Origin of the sequence: Planktothrix paucivesiculata PCC 9631 (assembly GCF_900009265.2) — a bacterium.
Lineage (GTDB): Bacteria > Cyanobacteriota > Cyanobacteriia > Cyanobacteriales > Microcoleaceae > Planktothrix > Planktothrix paucivesiculata.
Map to the genome: position 1 here is coordinate 31,173 of NZ_LR734992.1, position 24,156 is coordinate 55,328.

A 24,156-nucleotide genomic window follows, 5' to 3' on the forward strand; every position below is an offset into this window, starting at 1 on the left:
TTTTCCTCCTATACGCCAATAGCACAAAATGCAGCCCAGTGAAAAGGTTCTTTAAAAGGCTGGTCATCATTCGCCATTTTATGAAGACGACGACGCAAGCTGATTTTAAGTGTTGGATTTAGATACCAAAGATTCTTTTTTATTGATTGATCTATTTCTCTTTTTGTGATTTCTCGAAGCCAGAGTTGGGCTTGATTAAGGGCTATAGGTATTATAGAACCTGCTTGTAGGTTTTGATAAAACTTGATCATCAAAAGAGCTGTTGACAAATCACTAGGAGCCCAAAGGCTACCAACTACACTTTTACTACCTGCAACTAAAAAAGCACTAGGAAAGCCAATCAACTCGTTACTAAACTCTTTGAAGTCCGTTAAGCCTGTTTCACAAGCAGAAAGGGTGACTAAGCGACATTGGCTCAAGTTAAGATTAAGAATCTCTTGTACAGTCAAAGTTTCATGGGAAGATAATAACAGTGGGGACTCTAGAGGTGAATCAATATTAAAGCTGCTTCGGCCAGTAAAATGGAAACCATGACCTGTAAAATGTAGTATTTGCTCTTTAATTGCTGAGTTTTCAACACTTTCTTTGCTAAAGACCTTAGTTGGGGGAAAATACTTCTTAATCGTTTCTACTTCAATATCAGTATATGTTAGGCCGTCAGTAGGGTTTTGAATAGCTAGTAAATTGCGGAAGTTTGGCCGTTGTCTATTTTGGAGTATTTTTAAAAATTGGCAACTAGGTACATAACTTACTCCACCATAAAAACGATCTAAAAAATATAAACCGCCGACCAATGGAAGAGCATGAAGAGGTAACCAGTGCAAAAAACGATGGGGAATTAAAATTAATTGTTGGCAGGCTTCAGGTATATAATTGAGAATTTGATCTATATGCAGTAGCTGAGTAAGTGTTTGGAGCTGTACTGATAGTTTCTTGCGCCAAAATGGTTGGTTTTGTGTGTAATCCTCTAAATACTGATTAGCCCATTCAATCAACGCTGATTGATGTGGAAATTGCAGAACAGACGGGTAAGCAGATTGCCTGGTGACAATAAATATATATAATTTTTCTTCTACAATATACCATTCTATTATGGCAGTGTCCTCATCTAAAAGTGATTGAATTTCGTTAAAAGAAATCGATTGAACACTTTGGGTTAAATTAAAGGCTGGATCGAGAGGCAAAATATCATGCTTAATTAACTCGTCTAGCTGTTTTTGCAATTGACTTAGCCGATTCTGAGTTGGTTGGATTGGCTGAGAGTCAGATAATAGATTCTCATCATTAAAAATAGAATCGTCATCAATAAACCAATTGCTTCCTGAAATTTTAAATCTTTTCTGCTCCAGTGCTATTTCTCGTCGTAGACGTTTCAATTCGTTAATGGTAGAGTCTGGAATATTGCCTTTTGGGTAGATGTCAATGGTTGCAAGGAGTTCTGCCAAGCTACGTGCTTTACTACGCTCAACGTACTCAAGCGCTCGGTCAGGATAACCCAAAGCTAGACATACTTCAATCATATTTTGGTAGAGCTTAGTCCATTGTTTCGCAAGGTTTTCTTTGCCTTTTTCGATTTCTGAGTTAAACAATATTTTTCCTCTGTGCAAAGATTCTACTGTATCAATACTGTCAACAAAAGCATTGTAAGCATTCGGAAAATCTTGCGCCTCTTGGTATGCCGAACCCAGATTAAATAGACATTCTAAATAATTATGAGGAAAAGATTCGCGAGTGTAAACTTGTAAAGCAACCTGAAAACAACTAATAGCCTGTTCTAAGTTTTCTGTCCTAACTCCTCGAATGCGATCACGGTAGACAATACCCAAATCCTTTTGAGTTTCTGCCCACTGCTGAGGAAAAGATTCGCGAGTGTAAACTGTTAAAGCACGCTCAAAACAACTAATAGCCTGTTCTAAATTTTCTGCTTTTTCTCCTCGAATGCGCTCGCGGTAAACAATACCCAGATCTTTCTGAGTTTCTGCCCACTGTTGAGGAAAAGATTCGCGAGTGTAAACTGTTAAAGCCTCCTGAAAACAACTAATAGCTTGTTCCAAGTTTTCTGACCTATTTCCTCGAATGCAATCGCGGTAGGCATTCCCCAAATTGAGTTGGGTATTCGCCCAATCCATTGGAAAAGCTTCGCGACTCCATACTGATAAAGCATTCTGGCAGCAATTAATTGCGCGTTCTAAATTTTCTGTTTCTTTACCTCTAATGCGTTTCCTGTAAGCTAATGCTAAATTGTTTTGGGTCATAGCCCAATTGTAGGGGAAGGTTTCGCGAGTATAAATCTGTAAAGCATTCTGGAAACAACGAATAGCTAGCTCTAAATTTTCTGCTAGATCGCTTCTAAGTCTTTCAGCATAAGCTACTGCAAGATTATTTTGAATGTCTGCCCACTCTTGAGGATAATTTTGTAAAGTATTTACTTCCAAAGCTGTTTGGAAACAGTGTATAGCCATTTCTACATTTTGAGCTTTTTCTCCTCGAATGCGATCGCTATAAACCATTCCCAAATTTTTCTGAGTCATAGCCCATTGTTCTGGAAAAGCTTCGCGAGTGCGTACTTGCAAAACATCATTAAAACAGCGGATAGCAAATTCTAAGTTTTCTGCCTTTTCGCCTCGAATACGTTGAGCGTAAGCAGTACCAAGATTATTTTGAGTGAGTGCCAATTGTTCTGGGAAGGCAAAGATGGAGTGAGAGTAGAGTTCCAACGCCGCCTGCAAATAATGTATGGCAGATTCTAAATTTTCTGCTCTGTCTCCCTGGATTCTATGAATGTAAGCAACACCTAGATAGTTTTGGATAATTCCCCATTGTTCGGGAAACTGTTCTTGCCTAAAAACTTCACAAGTAATTTGATATCCAGTAATAGCAATTTCTAAGTTACTTGCTCTATTACCTAACGGAAATTCTTCTAATAAACTACTAAAATTAATTACGTCTGTTGCAATTTCATATAATCTTTCTGGTTCTATATTTAATAGTATATCAGTTGACCATCGTTTTAGCGACCAAATTAAATCTTCATTTAATTTTCCTAAATTCCGGCTTAATAATGAATAAATTAATTGAGGATTATCATAATTATCAGAAACGAACTGTAGCAATTCTTCTATAAAAGATAAGTCAACTGAAATTAGATTAACTTCATCAGGGATTGACAAAGTTACTCCAGCAATTTCAACCTGACGTTCCTGCCTGGGTAGCTTACTGAATTGTTCTGTTGCGCCTTCTAAATCGCCTATTGTAAAAGATATCATCCCACGCGCATAGGTGATCAGTGGTGGTTCAAATTCTACCAAAGCGTTTGGAAAACTTTCTATCAATAGCCCTAACCGAAACAAGTCTTTCCAGTTTTTCTGCTTTAATCTTTCTTCAATAGCCTGTGCTAATTTGCGATTAAGCTGATAGGGCTGAGTACAAGCAAGGGATATCCAATACTCAGCTTGGGCTAATTCTCCTACTTTGGAATCGTTACTATCAAGCTGCTGTTTTACATACTTGGTGTAGAAATCAGCTAGTTCCTTTAAGCGTGGTTTCCCAAAGCACTTATCTTCCTTTAGTTCTTCCAATAATAGATTTCGGACAGCCATATCCATCTCGTAAAGCTCATAGCCTACCTCGCGGCACAAGCGAGACAAAAGTATGCGAGCAACTGCTGTCCAAGGAGCTTGGGGTATAAAGCGAAGCCAAATTTGGTAAAGCAAGTCTGGAGTAAGTGTCTGTGGAAATGCTGCATGGCAAGCTAAGTCGAGGTGTGCGCGATCGAATTGTTGGGCAAATCCTACGACTCGCTCAATAGCTATTTCCGAATGTGTTGCTTTACTTCCATTCATAAGGATTGTTACAACATCCACTGATAGGGACGCTCCCAGTAAACATAGCGACCGCGCAGAGTATTAATAGCTGCATTGAGTCCCTGACGACTCATCTCAAACATTGGCACAAAACGAGCAATTTCGCCAGCAGTAGTGTACTGCCAGCTATCATTTGGCATGGGATTGAGCCAAGCATAATAACGCACTGACTGCTGAAGTTGTTCGATAAACTTCTGCGTGTACTCAACTCGCTCTGGGTTATAGTTACCCCTAGCTGCTCCCGCATCGCTGACAATCAGTACCCCTGCTCTTTCATCAACCGATTTCAAAACATCAGTAGTTAGTTGGGCTTTGATGCGAGTTTGATCGGTATAAAAATATTTTTCAGGATAATTATAAAAATAGTAAACATTTGTTTGGATAAGGTTTCCACCCCGTAGAGCTTTATCTATTAATTGGCGGGATAAATGATGGAAAGGCACCATTGAGCCACCTTGGTCAACCAGTAGGACAAGTTTTACTCGGTTTACATAGCGCGGCATTAACACTGGTTCAATTAAGATGCCCTGCTGACTAATTTTTGCTACGGTAGCCTCCACATTCAATTTCTGTAATGTACCTTGGCGCACTGGACGACGGAAAAAACGCCAACTTTGCTTAATCTGCCGAGGAGTTACTGGCAGATATTGAGCGGCTGAATCTTGGCCGTAATAAATCATATCTAAACTATTGGGCCTATGATACCGGATAGCTTGAATAACCTGCTCTGGTTCATCTCTTTCTATAGGGATATCAGCCGTTGGAGTTGGCTCGGATATAGGTTTTTCCGACCCTTTTAATGAAGTTTGCCCTTTAAGTTGCTCCGATGTTTTAACAATAGGTGGTGATGAAGAAGACTGAATAGTTTTGTCAGATTCCTTTGCTGAAGTTCCAGTTGAAAGTGGAGGAGATATATCTTGGATAGGTTGGGGTAATTTAGTAGAGAGAGATTCATTGGTTATTATTTGATCTAGAAGTCGATGTAGCTGGCGAGCTTCTTCTTTAGATTTTGTCCACAGAGTACAACATAGTCTTTCTAAAGAGGCGCGATTGCCTATGCCAAATCCACCTTGCAATGCCTCTAACGCCAACATATAGTCTGGAAGTCCCAATGAAAAACCATACTGTCGCAAACTGTAAAAAAGACGCAGTAAAATTCTCAGCAAAGGTATTTCTTCGATGGGATTCATTTTTTCTCCTGCTGTGGGGCACGCAGGTATTCTCTATAATTTATCCAACGATCTTTTAATAGAGTTTCAGCAAAAGGAAGTTCGCCTTGAAGTTTTGCTAATAATTCGTCTTCTGGATATTGTCGCAGTATAGTAAACCAATCAATTAGTTCACTGGTACTTACGTTTTTACCCGTTCTGCCTCTGCTATTATCCATCTCATCTCTTAGCTCCTGAAATTTCTTTGTTGCAGCCACAACAACTGGTGAAGCTGTATTTGGAAAATGCTCATTAATAATGTTAACTAATTCAGCATATTTTGGAAATTCTATATAATGAAATAGGCAACGGCGTAAGAAAGCATCTGGTAAATCTTTTTCGTCATTACTGGTGATGAATATAATCGGTGGTTCTTTCGTCTTAATTTCGTATTCTTTCTCTGCTTCTTTTTCCTTAACTTTTATCTCCGGTATCGTAAACCGTTTTTCATCTAGTACCTGGAGTAAGTCGTTAGGAAAATCAAGGTCAGCCTTATCAATTTCATCAATTAGAATCACAGTACGTTGAGAATTTTCAAAAGCACGACCTAATGGCCCCAGTTTGATATAATTCCAAAGATTATCAACTTTCGAGAGTTTCTGTTCGTCAAGACGTGCTAATTGGGCATCGTGGAGGCGAGCGATCGCATCGTAAGTGTAACAACCATCCTTCGCCTTGGTTGTAGACTGAATATACCAAGACTCGTAAGGCAAGCCTAGCTCATAAGCCACAGCACGAGCCAAGCGAGTTTTACCGCTACCAGGTTCCCCCTTGAGCAATAAAGGACGTTTCTTTAAAAAAATGGTGAGATTAACTGCTTCAACCAATTCTAGTGAAGGGATATAAGGTTCAAGTCCATAAAGTTCGCGCTCCTCTGCGGAGGGTTTCTTTTCACCCGTATAGATCCGAGGTATCACTGAATCAACCATTTTGCTAATCCTCCTTCCCAGCTAAAACCACAGTAGTAACAAATTCTTTGATAAACCAAATCGGGAACGCCTCCTTGAGACTCTGCCAGTAATGTCTCAACACATAAATTTTCAGGTACTACCTCTGCTGCTACTGCCATGCCCACCCATTCATTAAGCTTCCTTACTGGAAATCGACTAGCAGGAGGTAAAGAAAGAGGAATTCTAGGTAAATCTGGGTGATTAACTTGCCAAGCTAAAGAAAGTCCTGATTTGCATATATATCCTTTATTATCTACCAAAAACATGGCTAAATATGTTTCTCGCTGATTGTTTTTTTGTACCAATGGTTGCCAAAATTCCTGAATTAACTCTGGTAAAAAGCTTATATAAGTACGGTGGGCATCTGAAAAGATAAAAATTAAATGTTGAGTTTGCAAAAGCTCAAAAATTTGATCTATTATTTTAGTTTCTGGCAGCCAATTAGTCTGGTTCTTATCCAGTAAGTGTTTGCCAACTTCATTCCATAAGTTGGATATGTCCTCCATGCCACCAACTTTAATTTTTATTCGTCGCCCATTTCGTAACTTAGATAATTGAGATAGTCGGGTAACCAAAGTCTCTTGCCCGAATTTTTCTTCACCATGAACCAGGAAAGCTGCTGTTTTGTTGTAACTTGGCGAATCTAATACTTCCATCACGGCTTCTTCCTGCTCGTCAAAGTCAATACGGAGAAGCGATTTAAAAAGTTTATGTTCAGATTGAGGTACTTGTTGCTGACAAGCTTGAGGCTGGTTCTTCCATGCTTCAACCTTGGTGCATAAGTCATCAAGCTGAGTCCAGAGCATATCATCTGGATGCTGGCGATCTCTTAATTGTTTCAAAAAAATTGGAAATATCCAACCATATAATCGATGCTCTGAGCAAAACAAAACCTTAAAGTTGAAGTCAAATAAATTTCTTGGACTCTTAGCATCTTTTAGTTGCAATCTTATAAAAGAAAGGCTATCAATAACGCAAAGCGAACGCAGACTTTCACAGCTTTCAAACTGTTCACACTCCAAAAGAAGTTCTCTGCATAATTGATATAGTTCAGATGGTGGCGCTTTCACAATCAATCTCCCACAGCTTGTAACAGCCCAGTAATCGCTGATATGCCTGGACACCATCTTGATAATTTCGTCCCCACTGTGGAAACTCTTGCTCAGTCTCCCTACTAAAGACTTCTTGCAAATAACAGGATAATTCATTCATACCGTTGAAACAATTCAAAATCTCTCGATAAAGTGTGCTGGTTATCATCCAAGTCAAACGAATAATCTGGGACAATTTTTCTTTGTCCCCCTTGCAGGCGTGCTTCACGAGGCCAAAACATTAACTTACCCTTGTTTTCACTAAGTTCAATTTTACCAGCCGTGTAGCCATGCAGACGATTGAGGCGTTGTCCTGTTTTCGTTTCATAGTATTCTAACCCACAGAGCGATCGCCCTTGCCAAATTCGTCTAGCTTCAGTACCGCCTTGAACAATCTCTCTAGAATTAGCTTCATGTAGATGACCGCATAGGTGAACAGCAAAACGACCGCGAGCGGTAATTTCTCCATTCAAGTGCGTTTGGGCATCAGGGGTTAACCAACTTGGTGGATGATGCGTCAGTAACAGGCAGGCGTGATGCTGCCTTGCCCAAGTTGGGCTATCGCCGTCACAAACCTGGTGAAATTGCCGGGGATGGATAGCCAGCTTGCCCTCATAGTTTTCACCAGTAAGCTGAAGAAAGCTTGTATTCAAACCTAAAATTCCCAGCTTGGCACCATTCTTTTCAAGAGTGGCTGAAAAATCCCCTGGTACAATACCATCTTTTAAGTTTTCTGGCTTAAAGGGTTGCCGTTCCCACCATGCTATGTAGTTTTCAAAGGCTTTTGTCACAACTTGGCGATAGGGCGATTCTGCATTATGCCAAAAATCTTCTTGTACATCCGCTTCCTCTAACCACCGCCGGAGTAATTTTACCGCAGGATCTTTTATGTTAGGTCTGACTAAATCATGATTTCCTGGTACTGCCAGTAGCTTAGGAGAGGAACCCAATTGAGCAAAATAATTCCATAGTTGTGTCAAAAGTTGCTCGATTTTTTGAAATTCTTCAGCACTGCCACGCTGAGTTAAGTCACCAGTAAATACAACCAAGTCCCACGGCCCACTTTTATCGTGGAGTCTCCTTAAATCTTCAAAAAATATTTCTTTGACACCAGGCCAAAGCCAATCCTGGTCTCTCATACCTTGATGAAAGTCGGTTAAGTGTAACCAACTAAAGCTATTATTAGTTGTATTTACTTTTGGATTAGGAACGCGGGGGTTAATTGTTATTGGAGTTCGAGGACTTCTACCTGCTAAGTCTGGATTAGCTCCACTTCTGCTACGAATAATACTAAGTTTATCTGCTAGCTCGTCTGCTAGTTCAGATAAAGTTTGATGCCGACTATCTAATGGATCAATTGTATTACTTAGCAGCCGTACTAAAATAGTCAGTACATTCTCATTGGTATCGCTACGATACTTATCCATTAAAAAACTAATTACCTGTGTTACCCGTTGAGCCGTACTATTAGCTTGGGGCAAACTATTAGCCCAAGGAGAAAGCAGGTCATAACTAAAGAAGCTTCGTAGTTCCTCATTACTTTCAAATTGGCTGCACATTGACAGAGCTTTAGACAATTGATTATGGAGTTGAGCTGGAATCCCTGGCATATCTTTGCTTACAACATCATTAGCAAGGCTTTCCTCTACTGTAGCTTTAAGATGTTGCAGGCGCTTATATCCTAAATTAAGTAAAAGCTGATCTGCTTGAATTTGAGATTGCAATTTATTGCGAACATCCTCCAAAAACGCTTCCCACAAAGTTAAGTCAGTGTCTGGTAATGCCCCTAGCTTGTCCAGTTTCATCCTGTAATTCTGTTCGTTAATAGCGATGGTATGTTTGTGGGCATCTAGTTCTCCCAGGTAGCCAAAATACTCAATATCTATCCCCTGTAACTCTGTCAACAATTGCCGAAGGTGCCTTTGCCGATCTGGTGATTGGGAAATTTGACCGAAGTTATTCCCATGCTGTTCTATGCGATTGTAAGATTGTTTTAGCTGGCGATCACAGAAACGAGATTCATGATAGACATACTGAATTTTATGGCGACACCACAAAAGATAAAGCAATAACTCAGATGCCTTATCCATATCGTTTGAATTCATACTTTGGCATTTAAACCAAACTAGAATATGGAGTTGCTTACTTGGGTTTTTATGTTGACTTTCATACTCAAAAATCGGATTTCCTAACAAGTAGCCCGTGTTTATTAGCTCAGGTTTATCTGTTTCTGGAACTAATTGAAGAACACAATCATCTGCCAAACCTTGGTAGTTTTCCTGTAATTCAATTGGTTGCCCAAACAGTAATAGTGTTTGTCCCAGAGAAGCTTGAATATGTGATGGCAGTAATAGGTATTGTGGATTAAAGTTCAATAATTGAGGCAGAAAAAATGTTTCTTGAGAAGACAGGGTTAAATCGATCGCATAACTATCATGCAATCGGTATGGGCAGAGTAATCCCTGAAATTGTAAGCCATCTGGTTGAGCAATTATTTGAAAATCTAAACTTTTTTTTCTATTGAGTAGTAAAGTACAATATTCACTTTCTTGGTTATCTTCCGCTTCGGGAAAATAGTGGTTATTTTGATAGCTAATCAGTTGTTGTGGTAGATTTTGCAGTTCTCGACTGTCAAGCTTATTTCCCAAATCTACCAACTGTTCCCATAACCGAGGTGCTTCTGGTACAGTCGGCTCTAGTCCCTGGTTGATGCTGTTTCGTAGATGGAAGGCGTAGAGGGTGAGACTGGGGCTACGCAGCCCCCAATTCTGGGGTATTTCGTTCATGTTTGGATAGGTTAGACTGCCTAATATCTATTATCCAGCTTTCTTCATCACTGACCAATAGCGCTAAATGCTGCCCAATGACGGGGATGTTGAAAGGGTTTGGAGTTATCATCCAGTTGATGCAACCGGCGGCGCAAGCCCATTCTCAAAGTAGGATTCAAGAAACTGCGATTAGCTTCTATCCAGTCTTCCAGTTCCATTTTTGTAACTCCCAGTAGCCAACGTTGAGCCTCGTTGAGAGCAATGCTAGCGGCTACTCCTTGTTGGAAAATTTGGTAGAACTTCACCATTAAGAAGGCTGTAGACAAGTCGCCTACTGACCACAGAGACACAATTACACTCTTGACTCCTGCCGCAATCAGACAGCGGGACAGCCCAATCACCCCATCCCCCGTAATTTTACCCTGTCCGGTACTACAGGCGCTCAACACAACCAGTTCAGCATTTAGCTTCATATTATAAATTTCGCCAGCCGTGAGGAAGCCATTGTCTCCATCGCTGGGAGCAAGGGCAATCGCCCCCGGTACGCCTAGCTGCCGGATATCATCTAATAGCCCGTGAGTAGCCAGATGAATCAGCCGTGCCTTTTGCATCTGCTCTAGAATTTTAACTTTTGTGGCGGCTGCACCCGTGATGGGTTGGGTTTGCAGGAGGGGAGCGATCGCTTTTGCTTCAGTTTCCGACCAAGGTAGCTCTAACAATTTTACTGGTGGTTCAGTTAAGTGAATTGTTGGCATAGTCGGATTACCGACTACAAGAGCATCGAAGTAATTTTCAGCAGATTGGGCTTTTCCCTGTTGACAAATCGAGTCTAAAACTTGGATAGATGGAGCCGTTAAAATCCTATGTTGTTCGACTAAGTATTTGCCCGTGGCATCTTGCAGCGCTGGAAAAGGAACCAAAAATAGAGCTTCTTGGGGAATAAAAATTATAGACTCATTGGGTTGAGTAGGCAGGAGGCGAGCAATCGGCTCAATTAAGTATTGATGTAACTGTCGTAAAGGCTCAGAGATATTGCTGGCGGAAGAAATAGCTTTAAAACTGCTACCTGTTATACCATCGCGCAGGTTGTCTTCGATGCCGAGAAATTTACGGGCTTGGAGAACTAGGTTGAACAAAGCTGAGCCAAATGCAATAGTGGAAGAGCCGTCTGGTTGTTGTCCTAGCAGTTTAAGGTCAACTGAACAAAATATAATTTCGCCACTGGGACGGATTACCCAAATATAGATCTCTTGCTCGAAAACCAGCGAATATTCAACCACAGTTGCATTGTGCGATTGGGCAATTCGTTGAATTTGGGTAATGGATGGGGGAGGCGCTGTAAAAGTCATTTGCTGCCCTTTTGTGGAGAGACGTTTCTCCAGTAATTCTACAAATGCCCGTGCACGACCGCGCTCGGCGATTTCCAAAGCAGCTAAGGGTTTATTTTGTGCCACTAGAACGTTTTGCAGTAGGCGGTAAGCGGCTGTCTGTGTATCAAAAATTGATACTTTATGGGTGTCATTGTTACCTAAGTTTGTCCGTATAGATTCCCAAATTTCTATTGTCTTGCGTAGGTTTGTCTCGGCTTCAGTTAGCTGACCAGATTCCCAAAAAACTGCTCCTAAATTATTTAGAGATGCACCCTCTCCAAAGCGATCGCCTATTTCTCGTGCGATGACCAATTGCTGTTCGTAATTTTGAATAGCTTGCTGGTATTGCGTTAAAGCGTAGTAATTTAAGCCTAGATGACCCAGACAACTAGCTTCTGCACGGCGATCTCCGATCTCCCTAGTAATAGCGAGGGATTGTTCGTGGTTCTCAATAGCCTGTTGGTGTTGACCTTGGCTGTAGTATATGTTTCCCAGATTGTCTAGACAAGCACCTTCCCCCGAACGATAGCCTATCTGTCGTGCAATGGTGAGCGCCTCACCAAGCTTAGTAATAGCCTCCTGATATTGGCTTTGGGCTTGATAAGTCGAACTCATATTTCCCAGGGAAGTTACTTCACCAAGGCGATCGCCTATTTCTCGTGCAATCAACAATTGCTGTTCATAATTTCTAATTGCTCGCCCATACTGCCCCAGGGAACGATAAGTTAAGCCCAGATTTCCGAGTGCGCTGGCTTCCCCAAGGCGATCGCCAACTGCTCGTGAAATAGTTAGGTTCTCGTCGTGGTAATCAATTGCCTGCTGGTATTTTCCCACACAGTGGTAAACCAAACCCAGGCTGCCCAGAGTACGCGCTTCCCCACCGCGATCGCCTCTTCCTCGTTTAATCACTAATGATTCTTCATACTTTTCGATGGCTTGTTGGTACTTACCCTGAGAAAAGTAAGCACTGGCTAGATTATGTAGAGAGTAGGCTTGCCCAAGGCGATCATCTATATTTCTTGCAATGACCAGTGACTCATCATACATTTCAATAGCCTGCTGGTACTTTCCTAAAGAATCATAAGCGGTTCCTAAACTGTTCAGGGCAGTGATTTCCCAACGGGAATCATTTACCTTCCGTGCAATTACTAGGAACTGTCTGTGACTTTCAATAGCTTCTTGGTATTTTCCTTGAAAATTGTAAGTGTTGCCTAAATTATTCAGTACAGTCGCTTCTACTTGCCAATTGCCTATTTCTCGTGCAGCGAGTAGGGATTGTTCGTAATATTCAATAGCCTGCTGGTATTTCCATTGGGATTCGTAAGCTCTACCCAAATTGTTTAGAGAGTAGGCTTCTCCTTCGCGATCTCCTATTTCCCGTGCAAGAGTCATGTCTTGCTCGTGGTATTCAATAGCTTGCTCATAATTTCCCTGTAAGTAGAAACTGTTACCTAGATTTCCTAGACATTGAGCTTCTCCTTGATGATTTCCGAGTTGTCGATAAAGTGTCAAAGCTTGTTGCCAGCAGTGTGAGGCATCTTGAAATTGACCTACCTGAAAGTGCTGAATTCCTTGATTAAAAAGTTTATCGGCTTCAGAGTCAACAGAATTTGACGGCGATAGCTGGTTCATAGTGTCAGGCATTTATTCCTCTATAAATTACTGTCCTATCGCGCAGAAGGCTGCCCAGTGAAAGGGCGATTTAAAGGGTTGCTCGTTATCTGGCATTTTATGTAATCTGCGACGCAAACTCATGTTGAGAGTTGCATCTAGAGAGATTTTATTTTCTGAGAGCCATTCTTTTAATTCCTTTTTGGTAAGGTTTCGCAGCCAGACTTGAGCCTGATTGAGGGCGATCGCTACCTTCTTACACGCCGAAATATTTTGATAAAATTTAATCATTAAAAAAGCTGTTGATACATTTTGAACTGTCCATAAACTGCTGACAACACTGGGACTTCCTGCATAGAGAAAGCTACTGGGAATTCCAACGTATTCATCGCTGAGAATTTTGTAATTAGTTAGACCTGTTTCGCAGGCAGAAAGAGTAACCAGACGACATTGGGAAAGGTCAAGGTCAAAAATTTCTCCAAGAGTAAGACGTTCCCCTTCTGCTAATAACAGCGCTGAGTCTAGAGGAGATTCAAAATTAAACTCGCCATGACAGGAAAAATGAATGCAGTTTGCTAAACTGAGTTGGGAGTTTTGGACTACCTCTCTCGTATCATTATCTTTAATCTTTACTTCTACAAGGGCGGCTTTTTTGGCAGCATCCTCAACAAAAATATCAGCCCGAGAGAAGTAATGCTGAATAATTCCGACTTCAACACTCGTATAGCCTAAATCTTGAGTGGGATTTTGAATAGCCAAGAGGCGATCGAAATTAGTCCGCTCTTGGTTTTGAGTGAGTTGCAGTAGCTGACAGGAGGGGGCATAACGCACACCTCTGGGGAAGCGGTCTAAAAGGCAGCCCCCTTTAGATAAAGGTAAAGCATGGAGGGGAATCAGGTGCAAAAAGCGATGGGGAATTAAAATGATTTGGTTGCAGTTACTTGGGAGATTATTAATAATGTCATCAATATGTAGGATTTCCGAGAGGCGGTAAAGGCGTTCTAAAAGTTTCTCAATCCATTGCTCTCGGTTTTGCTGATAATCTTGCAAATATTCATCTTGCCAATCCCAGAAAGCTTGTCGTTCCTCAGTAGAAGATGACCAGACTTTGGGATGCTGAGATTGGTGAGTGATGATGAAAGTGTGGAAGTTCTCATCGGTGATATACCACTCAACAATAGTAGTACGATCATCTACAAGGTTTTGAATCTCGTTAGAGGAGATGGGTTTAACTTGTTGTGTAGCTCTAAAGTTGGGGTCTATAGGATCGATTTCGGTGGTAATCAAATTATCTAGTTGTTGAAGCAATTGATTTAAGCGATCGCGGTTTTTGAGCAAAGCTGCTGAATCCAGCATCGGTTCACCAGTACCAGAAATTATGCCGCCTGAACGGTTCTGCTCGGTTATATCTAGGCGACGTTGCTCTGCTACAACTTCTCGACGCAATCGCTTCAGTTCGTTGACTACAGTTTCAGGAATATTGCCTTTAGGGTAGATATCACGATTGACGAGAAGTTCAACCAGATTTCGGGCTTTGCTGCGCTCAACGTATTCAATGGCTGTGTCTGGCTGGTTATTATTGATGCAGGCTTGCACCATATTGCGGTAAAGACTAATGGTTTCTGAAAGAATAACTTGACGCCCTAGATCGGTACTTGCCCAAATGCGTTTCTGTTCTACTGCTTCAATAGCAACGCGATATCCTTCTTTGGCCTCTGGCCACCGCCCACTTGCGAAGGCGATGCTACCTAAATTGCGTGCAGCCTGGAGGCACTGATCGGGAAAAGCTGTGGGTGTAAGAACCTTCAGGACTAATAAGTAACATTGACTTGCCTTGTCAATTTGTCCCTTGTAGAAGTGGGCAAGTCCAAGATTATTTTGGGTATCTGCCCACTTTTCTGGAAACGCTTTGCGGGTGCGGACTTGCATTGCAACTTCATAAGCTGTTATTGCCTTATCTAGGTTATCTGCGCGATTGCCACGAATACACTTGCAATAGATATTACCTAAATTATTATGGATTGTAGCCCATTGTTCAGGAAATGCTTGGAGCGTGTAAACCTGTAAGGCAGCTTGGTAGGCTACGATTGCCTTATCAAAGTTTTCTTCTTGATTACCTTTAATTCGGTACTGATAAGCATTACCTAAATTTAGGTGAATACCTGCTGAACGTTCGGGAAATCTTTCAATATCGTAGAACTTTATTGCTTCTTCATAAGCTGCAATCGCCTTGTCAATATTTTCGGCTTTATTGCCGTAAATTCGTTGGCAATAAGCGTTTCCTAAATTGTTTTTAATGGTAGCCCATTGTTCAGGAAATGCTTTTAAAGTATAAACTTCTATTGCGGCTTTATAAGCTACAATTGCTCGCTCCAGATTGTCAGCCTTATCGTCTGTAAGCCGATAAAGATATGCATTACCCAAATTCATTTGAGTGACTGCCCACTCATCTGGACAATCTGTGCGAGTAAAAACCGTTGCAGAAATCTCTAATCCTGTAACAGCAATTTCCACATTATAGGCTGGGATACCTAGCGGAAACTGTGCAATTAGGGTGCTGAACTCAGCAGTGACTGCTGCTATGCTTCGTGCTTCATCTGGTTTCGCTTCAGACAGTTTTGCTGTTACCAAACCGCGTAAAACTCTAGCTAAATTAGAGTCTAGTTTATCTAGGTTTGCAGAAAGTAATTCGTACACTGCTTGTCGATTTCCCCTTGTATCTTGGGTTATTTGTAAAAGGTGCAACAAGAAAAAGCGGTATTCAGAATCTGTGATATTATGCGTAATATTTGAAGATATGCCTAAAGTAAATCGTCGCTGACGGGCAACGTGAATCAAAAATTCAGCAGCATTCCGATCTCCCTGTTTCGCTAGTTGTGTACCCACTTTTTCTAACATCTGTACCCATCCAGCGTCTAGCAAATGTGAGTTATTGTTCAGAAGTGTTAATTCTTGACCTTGAGGACAATTTAAAAGTAACTCTATAAGCTTAAGATATGCCTTGATACGTTGTTCGACTTTAACGGCTGTACTTTTTAAAAACTGAGCCGCTCTTTGGTTGCCCTGTTTTCCCATTATCATAGCGACCTGTAGGATCATTTCTACTAAGCCTGAATCAATTAAGTCTGAGTGTGAATTCAAAATCTTCTGTTCTTCACCAGTAGGGCATCTCAACACTAAATTAATCAAATTCATATAAGCATTTAGACGTTGTTCATCTTTAGGAAGCACTGACGAAGACAAACTAGCAAGGGAAGCAGCGAGTTTAGCAGCAACAGTTTTCAAATAATTAGCACCTTCCAACTTGCCTTCTGCTACCATGATTGCTGCCGTCTGTTCCATGACTTCTATTAAGCCTGTATCAAGTAAATCTGTATTAATTTTTAAAAGCTCTAGCTCCTCATCGCTATTAGAGCAACTTAGCAGCAGATGGATTAACGTGATATAAGCATTTTGGCGTTGTTCATCCATAATCACTGACCAATAGTGTTAAATCCTGCCCAGTGAAAAGTTTCCTGAAATGGTTTCGCATCATCCTCTAACTTATAAAGACGACGACGCAGACCTATCCTAACCGCTGGTTTCAATTGTAACTGATTTTCTTCAATCCATTTTTCCAAATCCCCCTTAGTCAAATTCTTTAACCAGAGTTGAGCTTGATTGAGCGCCAAACCCACAGCCAAACCCTTTTGTAGATTCTGATAAAATCGAATCATCAAAAAGGCAGTGGATAAGTCATTCACTGTCCAGAGGGAACTAACAACACTAGAAGCACCTGCATAAAGGAAACCACTGGGCAAGCCAATATATTCATCGCTGGTATTCCGAAAATCAATTAATCCAGTTTCACAAGCAGATAGAGTGACGAGGCGACATTGTTCTAGATTCAAGGTAAAAACGCTATCTAAAGTCAGACACTTGTTGAGGTCAAGTACGCCACCATTTTCCAAACTGAGATAGTTTTCTGTATCGGGTTGTGTCGGTGCCGAATTTAGCTCGGCATTAGCTAGAATAAGGGCAGATTTACGAGGTTCGCTTCCGTTAAAGTAGCCGTGACAACTAAAGTGGGCGCAATGGACAGCAGTAAGAGAAGCATCATCAATAGCTTCTTTAGTTGCTATGTTTTGTTTGAGAAGATTGCTGGTGTTGAAATAGCGTTGAATGGTTTCAACTTCAATATCGGTATAAGAGAGGTCGCCTGTGGGATTCTGAACGGCAAATAGACGAGTAAAGTCGGGGCGTTGTCGGTTTTGAGCGAGTTGCAGCAGTTGGCAGCTAGGAGCATAGCTGACTCCTCCAAGAAATTTATCAAAAAGACTGGAGCCTCCCGCCAGTGGTAAAGCATGAAGTGGCAGCAAATGTAAGTAGCGATGGGGAATTAGAATTAATTTGTCGCATTCTGTTGGAATTCGTTGAAGAATTTCATCAATGTGCAGAATTTTTGCCAACAGATGTAGGCGGGTAGTTAAACGACGCTGCCAGTGAGATTTTTTGTTACTATAGGCTTTCAGATAGCTGTTTGCCCAATTTGCTAATTTGTTCAGGTCTATCAAATCTGGTGATAAAACAATTGGTTGTTGGGTTTGCTTGGTAATAATGAAAACGAGTAGCTTATCGGTTGTAATGTAAAACTCAACAATTGCAGTGCGATCGCTCAAAGTCGATCGAAATTGCTCAAACTGAAACCCAGAACCGATGGGCAGATATCGATCTTGTAATTCGTTGCGCTGCTGTCGAAGCTGTTGGAGATGTTGGGCTAATGCAGTTGGATCTTCTGCTGTGGCATTTTGAAGTTCGTATTGACCACTGGCAATTTCATCTCGAAGTCGATCTAGTTGAGCGACTACTTCTGCTGGGAAAATAGTGTGGCGATCGCGGGTGAGGATAAGTTCCACCAGGTTGCGAGTTTTGCTGCGCTCGGCATATTCAATAGCTTCAACAGACTTATCTAACTGGAGACAAACTAGTGCTATCCTACGATAAAGTTCATTCCACTGTTCAGCTAGCTTCCTTCTGGCTTCATCACCAGAAAGTATCTCACCTCGTAGGGATTCTACGGCATTAATGGCTAACTTAAAGCTACCATGAGCTAATTGCAATTGATTAGCTTCTTGATAAATCAAGCCCAAGTTTAATTCGGTTCCAATATAGTCTTGAGGAAAAGCATTAGAAGTGTATATCTGTAAAGCTTTCTGACAGCATTTAATAGATTTATTGATAAAAGATAACCGAGCCGAATTATATTGAACTTTGCTGAAAGCTTTATAAGCGATACCCAAATGATTTTGAATTCTTGCCCATTTTTCAGGAAAAGTGTCGATCTTGTATACTTTTAACGCTTGATAATAGTGGCTAATAGATCGTTTTAATCTTTCTGCATTATAACTACTATAAAAATATAGTAGCCCAAGATTATTGTGAATCATCGCCCATTGCTCGTCGGAAATTTTTTGGTATTTGTGTAAAGATAATGTCTGGTGGTAGTGGTTAATAGCTTGTTCTAAATTATCTGTTCTGTTTCCCAATATTCGCTTACTATAACTATTGCCAAGATGGTTTTTTACGCTTGCCCACTTCTGCGGAAAAGCTTCGCGCGTATAAACTGCTAAAGCTTTATGATGACAATCGATAGCTTTTTCTAAATTTTCTGCCTGATTATGCAAAATACGGTCAAAATAAGCAATACCAAGATTGTTTTTGGTCATAGCCCATTCTTGAGGGAAATCTTTACAGTTGTAAATTAATAAGGCTTGGCAATAGTGATTGATAGCTTTTTCTAAATTATCTGCTTTATCTCCCAATATCCGCTCGCTATAAGCAATACCAAGATGATTATGAATACCTGCCCATTCTTGCGGAAAACTTTCTACTTTGTAAACAGCTAAAGCTTGATGATAGTAATGTAATGCTTGTTCTATATTTTTTGCCTTTTTACCTTGAATACGCTTCAAGTATGCGTTACCGAGATTAGTTTGAGTCATTGCCCATTCGTTTGGGAAGATTTCATAAGTGTGTACGTGCAAAGCTTGGTAGTAACACTTGATAGCTTGTTCTATGTTATTTGCTGTTTTATCTCTAATGCGATTCAGATAAGCATTGCCAAGATTATTTTGTAACGTTGCCCACAAATCTGGAAATTTTTCGTAGGAAAAAACAGTGAAAGCAATTGTATAACCAATAATAGCAATTTCTAAATTTAAAGCTATATTGCCCACAGGGAATTCCCGAATCAAGGTACTGAAATTCCCCAAATCTCTTGCTAAATATATTCTTTCATTAATATTATCAATATTCTCTAATATATCCGTCATAATCCGTGGCAATATATCGATTAATTGCTCATTTAACTGGTCTAAATTAGCTGTAAAAAACCGATAAAGTAATTGCGAATTAACGTTACTCTCGTTGGTTATCGCCAATGCTTCTAGGACAAATTCTATTTGTTGAGAGTAAGGGTTGGTGACTTGTGAAGAAAGGGTAAGGATTGATGATGGAGAGCCTACTACCTTTGTTAGTTGGTTTGCTAAATTCAGCAAAATATTGGCTGTATATTTGTCCTCTTTATTTGTCAATACTTCGGCAACTTGCTTTATTGTTTCTATTAATCCAGGATCGACTAAATCTAGATTTTCTTTTAAAATCTCTGTCCTCTTCTCACCCGAACAATTTATAAGTTTTGGGATTAGTTTTAGATAGGCTTCTTGGCGTTGTTCATCCATAATCATTGACCTACAGCACAAAATGCTGCCCAATAAAAAGGAGACTGAAACGGCTGTCGATTCTGCCGGAACCGTCGTGACAGCGAAATCTTCAGCGTTGGAGCCAAGGGCAACTGTTGTTCCTCCATCCACTGTTGTAACTCATCGCCAGTAGCATCTCGCAACCAGCGTTGAGCCTGATTGAGTGCTACTGCCACAGATGACCCCTGTTGCAAATTCTGGTAAAACTTGGCTACCAAGAATGCCGTAGATATATCGCTAATCGTCCACAGCGAACTGACGACGCTGGGACTTCCTGCATACAGAAACCCGCTGGGTAAACCAATGTACTCATCGCTGAGGGAAGTCGGATCGGTCAAACCTGTCTCGCAAGCCGAAAGCGCGACCAAACGGCACTGACTCAGATTTAGTCCAAAAATTTCCCCCAGCGTCAGACAACGTTCCAACTCAAGAACCTTCAGATCGACACCCGCCAGCACCAGGGCAGAGCGTAGAGGAGATTCTAGATCGAAAATGCCGTGACAGGCAAAGTGGACGCAATGAGCAGCTTGCAAACGCTGGTTGCCGATCGCCTCTTTGCGCGCCTCTGCTTTCACCAAAATCTCCGCGTGGGGATGAAAAACCTGTCGGACAATTGCCATCTCGATATCGCTGTATGTCAAATCCAAAGTTGGGTTTTGCACCCCAAACAGATGGCTGAAGTTGGTGCGGTTCCAGCTTTGAGTTAACTGCAATAGCTGACAACTGGGAGCATAGCGCACGCCGCCGGGAAACTTATCTAGCAAGCAGAGAGTATCAGAAAGTTGCGTCCCTGGCAGTTGCGATCGCCCCTTACCCAAAGGCAAGGCATGAAGCGGAAACAGGTGCAAAAATCGGTGGGGAATGAGAATCAGTTGAGAACAGCCTGAGGGGATAACAGAGAGGAGATAGTCCAGGTGCAGGATGGTAGCAAGTTGCTGAAGTTGCTCAATTAGAGTGCTTTGCCACTGCTGCTTGTTATCGTAGTATGTCGTAAGATAGATGCTAATCCACCCCATTAGTGCTTGATAGTCTTGGGAGGATGACTGCCAGACGAAGGGAGTTTGACTGTGCGGCGCAACAATAAAAGCAAAAAATGTTTCCTCAGCAATATACCACTCAATTATTGCCGTTTGGGAATTGGGGAGCAAATCTCGTACTTGCTGAAAGGTGACAGGTTCAACTCTTTGAGTCAGGCTGAAGGTGGAGTCGTAGGGTTGGATGTCCTGCCGAATCAATTCGTCCAGTTGTTGTTGGAGTTGGTTCAGGTAGGTGCGAGACTCCTGAAACGCAGCTAGAGCGGGTAACGTCTCCAGATTGGCTATCTCACCGACTCCTGATCGCATTTCAATCCGGCGTTGTTCCGTAACAATCTCTCGGCGCAGCCACTCCAATTCCTCGATGACTGTTTGCGGAACGTTACCTCTAGGATAAAGCTCGCGTGCAGCTAGAAGTTCAACTAAATTGCGGGCTTTGCTGCGTTCGACATATTCCAAAGCCCGATCGCTTTGGTCGGTATTGATGCACGCTTGCACCATCTTGGCATAGACATCGATCGCCGCCGACAAAATTTCCTGCCTGCGCTTGTCGCTATTCGCCCAACTGCGGCTTTGTTCTACAGCCTCAATAGCAGCACTATAACCTGCGATCGCTTCCTGCCATCGGTTCGCCCTAAACGCTAAATTGCCCAAATTACGCCCCGCTGTCAAACAATCAACCGGAAAATCACCAGGCTGATAAACTTCTAGAACTTGCCCAAAACAGTGAATTGCCTCATCAACCTTACCCAAATCTCGATAAGCCGCCCCCAGATTATTTTGAGTCATGGCCCAGTCTTTGGGAGATGCTTCTAGAGTGCGAACTCGCAGTGCTTGTTGAAAACAATGGATGGCTTGCTCTAGGTTCTCAGTTAAATTCCCTTCGGAGTTACAGAGATAGGCAATGCCTAGATTGTTATAGGCAAGCGCCCAACCCAAAGGAAAGTCCTCTTCGGTGTACACAGTTAAAGCTCGTTCGTAGCAATGAATTGCTTTTGATAAGTCTTGGGTGTGATGTTCGCGAACGCCGTAGAGGTAAGCATTTCCCAGATTATTTTGAACCATCGCCCAATCTTGAGGCCCGGTTTCTAGGGTAAAAACCTGTAAGGCGTGCTGGAAGCATTGTATTGCTCGATCAAGGTTTTCTTCCAGGTTGCCTAAGATGCGGTTGCGATAGGCATTTCCCAAATTATTTTGAGCGGTTGCCCAATCCAGGGGAAATTCCTCTAAAGTAAAGACTTGCAACGCAGATTGGAAAGCCGCGATCGCCACTTCCAGGTTTTCTGCGGGGTCGCCTAGAATACGATTGCGGTAAGCTTCGCCTAAATTGTTTTGAGTAATTGCCCAACTTGTAGGAAAAGCCTCTGGAGTGCGGACTTGCAACGCCCTACGAAAGTAAGCGAGCGCCATCTCTAAATTTTCAGCGCGATCGCCGCTAATGCGGTAAAGGTAGGCGTTACCCAGATTGTTTTGAGCAATTCCCCAATCGCGAGGAAATTCCCTGCGGGTAAAGACATTACTCGCAATTTCGTGTCCGGTAATAATAATTTCTAGATGGCTGGCTTTGTCACCTAGCGGAAACTGCCTAAGCAAGATACAAAAGCTGACGATTACTTCAGTAATAGCTCTGGCAATCTCTGGCTCTGCTTGAGGCAAGGTTGACAAAGCCCAAGCTTGCAAGATGTGTGCTAGAAACTCATCCAGTTTATCCAGATTAGCTTGCAACAGAGAGTAGACGAGCTGGGGATTGCGATCGCTTTGTCCTACAGTTTTGAGAATCAACTGGAGAAAGTCGAGATAAACTTCGGGATTAGAGGGAATTTTAGAGTTCATAACTAACCTATGGCGCAAAACGCTGCCCAATAAAACGGCGATTTAAAAGGTTTAGCTTCATCTGGCATTAGCTTCACCTGGGGCTTGAGATTTATTTTCTGCGTCCGATCGAGCAATAGCCGATCTTCCTCAATCCATCTCTCTAATTCTAGTTTTGTTATATTCCGCAGCCAAATTTGAGCTTGATTCAGTGAAAGGGCTACCGATAAACCCTGATGCAAATTTTGATAAAACCGAATCATCAAAAATGCTGTTGATTTGTCATCTACTGTCCACAAACTGCTGACAATATTGGGGCTTCCTGCATATAAAAAGCCATTAGGCAGACCTATATCCCTCTTCTGTCACTCTCCGGTTTTTCCTATGATTAGTAATTTCCAAAGCCACGTTATAGTCAACTATCTGGGATAGGGCGATCGCATTTTAGCCAATTTCGCACTCTCAGGAACTGCTACTCGGAAAAAATAGCGTGATCACTTACTGTGTCTACGCTCTAGGACTCAAAAATGCAAGATTTTTCGGAGAGTGACAGAAGAGGGATAGATGCAGACATTCGCTTTTATGGCAGATTCATAAACAAACGCTGAACAACTGATTAAGCTAAAATGGCCAAATTATTAAATAATCAATTACACCAAATCCGCCAACAAATCCGTGACTTCCCCCTGTTGATTTTTACGATTATCGTCATAAATCATCAACGTATTCAAATCTGAATGGCGGCTCAACTTCTGCACCTTTCGCACATCCCCATTCGTTGCTTCCAATGCCGCCGTTATCCCCGAATGACGAATCCGATGAGGCGATAACGGTTTATTAATCCCCGCTTCCCTAGCAATTTGACTAACAATCTTATAAACCCCCGTCCCCGTCAGCCGATGTCCATAACTCGCTCTATCCAAGGCAATAAACAAAGGTTTAGACCGTTTTAATTCTCGTCTAGCTACCAACCAATCTTGTAGAGCTTCCACCGTCGGCTTTGATAACGTTACCGTTTCCTTCTGAGTTCCCTTCCCCTTCCCCAAAATCTTCAGTGTCTTCCCCTCCAAATCCAAATCCTCAAGATTGGCTTGGCACAACTCCTCCCGCCGTAGGACATTATCCCATAACAACCTTAATAACGCATAATCTCGTTTGCCCTTCAGTATGCGACGATTGGGAATTTGCAACATCCTCTTAAACGCCACCGGGGGAATTCCTGTGGTATCCCGATAAGTCTTAACCTTCTCTCCCTTTAATTCGGCTAGTGTCCAAGCACATTGTCCAATCCGATAAGCGAATGTAACCAACGCTTTAATCGCAGCTAAACGTCGATTTATTGTTGCTTCTGATAACTTTTTAGATAACAATTGTTGCTTATAACCTAATACCAAACTTAAAGCTTGTTCCTTGGATAACTGTAAAAACTCAATCACTAACTCGGCGGTGGGTTCTTGATGAGCAATTGTCCAAAAGAAATCCTTCAAATCGCGATTATAAGCCTTCCGGGTATTCTCAGAACGCTTGGTAGCTAATAAATCCTCCATCACATTACGTTCAGCTAATGTCCCAACAACAGAAGCTGGAACAATTTCAACAGCAGAATTAGACGGGAGGGTGTTCATAGCGGCTATCAAGAGTGCGGAGTGCGATTGAGATAAAGTAGAGGAATACAAAAATAGGATTTAGGTTTGATTTTATCCCAATTT

Annotated in this window: 11 protein-coding genes; all 11 read right to left on the reverse strand. The window is 41.7% G+C overall.

Features of this window, described 5'->3' with window-relative positions; translation table 11 throughout:
* Positions 1-8 precede the first annotated feature (8 nt).
* The 11 genes from PL9631_RS02750 to PL9631_RS02800 all read right to left on the reverse strand — a co-directional run bounded on the left by PL9631_RS02750 (position 9) and on the right by PL9631_RS02800 (position 24,072).
* Positions 9-3,842, reverse strand: coding sequence for a CHAT domain-containing protein (locus PL9631_RS02750; RefSeq protein ID WP_083616734.1), 3,834 nt, complete (start codon positions 3,840-3,842; stop codon positions 9-11).
* A gap of 8 nt (positions 3,843-3,850) precedes the next feature.
* Positions 3,851-5,053 carry a hypothetical protein gene (locus tag PL9631_RS02755; protein ID WP_083616736.1) on the reverse strand — a complete coding sequence of 401 codons (1,203 nt, stop codon included), beginning with the start codon at positions 5,051-5,053 and terminating at the stop codon, positions 3,851-3,853.
* Positions 5,050-6,000, reverse strand: coding sequence for an AAA family ATPase (locus PL9631_RS02760; protein ID WP_083616738.1), 951 nt, complete (start codon positions 5,998-6,000; stop codon positions 5,050-5,052). Before PL9631_RS02760 ends, PL9631_RS02755 begins: the two co-directional genes overlap by 4 nt.
* Positions 5,985-7,091, reverse strand: a complete 1,107-nt coding sequence (locus tag PL9631_RS02765; RefSeq protein WP_156090425.1) for a hypothetical protein — start codon at positions 7,089-7,091, stop codon at positions 5,985-5,987. Before PL9631_RS02765 ends, PL9631_RS02760 begins: the two co-directional genes overlap by 16 nt.
* A 134-nt stretch (positions 7,092-7,225) precedes the next feature.
* Positions 7,226-9,898, reverse strand: coding sequence for a metallophosphoesterase family protein (locus PL9631_RS02770; RefSeq protein WP_083616742.1), 2,673 nt, complete (start codon positions 9,896-9,898; stop codon positions 7,226-7,228).
* Between the two features lie 47 nt (positions 9,899-9,945).
* On the reverse strand, positions 9,946-12,894 hold the full coding sequence (locus tag PL9631_RS02775; RefSeq protein ID WP_083616744.1) for a CHAT domain-containing tetratricopeptide repeat protein: 2,949 nt from the start codon (positions 12,892-12,894) through the stop codon (positions 9,946-9,948).
* A gap of 15 nt (positions 12,895-12,909) precedes the next feature.
* The gene (locus PL9631_RS02780) at positions 12,910-16,332 is read right to left on the reverse strand and encodes a CHAT domain-containing protein (protein WP_083616746.1); all 3,423 of its coding nucleotides are present in this window, start codon (positions 16,330-16,332) and stop codon (positions 12,910-12,912) included.
* 2 nt (positions 16,333-16,334) lie between these two features.
* Entirely contained in the window at positions 16,335-19,580 is a 3,246-nt protein-coding gene (locus PL9631_RS02785) for a CHAT domain-containing protein (protein WP_083616951.1), read from the reverse strand.
* 2 nt (positions 19,581-19,582) lie between these two features.
* Entirely contained in the window at positions 19,583-22,228 is a 2,646-nt protein-coding gene (locus PL9631_RS02790) for a CHAT domain-containing protein (protein ID WP_197046245.1), read from the reverse strand.
* Positions 22,229-22,470: 242 nt separating this feature from the next.
* Positions 22,471-22,746 (reverse strand): CHAT domain-containing protein, encoded by a 276-nt coding sequence (locus tag PL9631_RS02795; protein WP_231516622.1) that lies wholly within the window; start codon positions 22,744-22,746, stop codon positions 22,471-22,473.
* Between the two features lie 351 nt (positions 22,747-23,097).
* A complete protein-coding gene (locus PL9631_RS02800) occupies positions 23,098-24,072 on the reverse strand; it encodes a tyrosine-type recombinase/integrase (RefSeq protein ID WP_083616752.1) in 975 nt (324 codons plus the stop codon).
* Between the last annotated feature and the right edge of the window lie 84 nt (positions 24,073-24,156).

What these genes read in the sequence shown, in the direction of transcription:
- PL9631_RS02780 (WP_083616746.1), bottom strand. Translation starts at nt 16,332, where the DNA reads ATGGATGAACAACGCCAAAATGCTTATATCACGTTAATCCATCTGCTG.
- PL9631_RS02775 (WP_083616744.1), bottom strand. Translation starts at nt 12,894, where the DNA reads ATGCCTGACACTATGAACCAGCTATCGCCGTCAAATTCTGTTGACTCT.
- PL9631_RS02760 (WP_083616738.1), bottom strand. Translation starts at nt 6,000, where the DNA reads ATGGTTGATTCAGTGATACCTCGGATCTATACGGGTGAAAAGAAACCC.
- PL9631_RS02800 (WP_083616752.1), bottom strand. Translation starts at nt 24,072, where the DNA reads ATGAACACCCTCCCGTCTAATTCTGCTGTTGAAATTGTTCCAGCTTCT.
- PL9631_RS02785 (WP_083616951.1), bottom strand. Translation starts at nt 19,580, where the DNA reads ATGGATGAACAACGCCAAGAAGCCTATCTAAAACTAATCCCAAAACTT.
- PL9631_RS02755 (WP_083616736.1), bottom strand. Translation starts at nt 5,053, where the DNA reads ATGAATCCCATCGAAGAAATACCTTTGCTGAGAATTTTACTGCGTCTT.
- PL9631_RS02770 (WP_083616742.1), bottom strand. Translation starts at nt 9,898, where the DNA reads ATGAACGAAATACCCCAGAATTGGGGGCTGCGTAGCCCCAGTCTCACC.
- PL9631_RS02750 (WP_083616734.1), bottom strand. Translation starts at nt 3,842, where the DNA reads ATGAATGGAAGTAAAGCAACACATTCGGAAATAGCTATTGAGCGAGTC.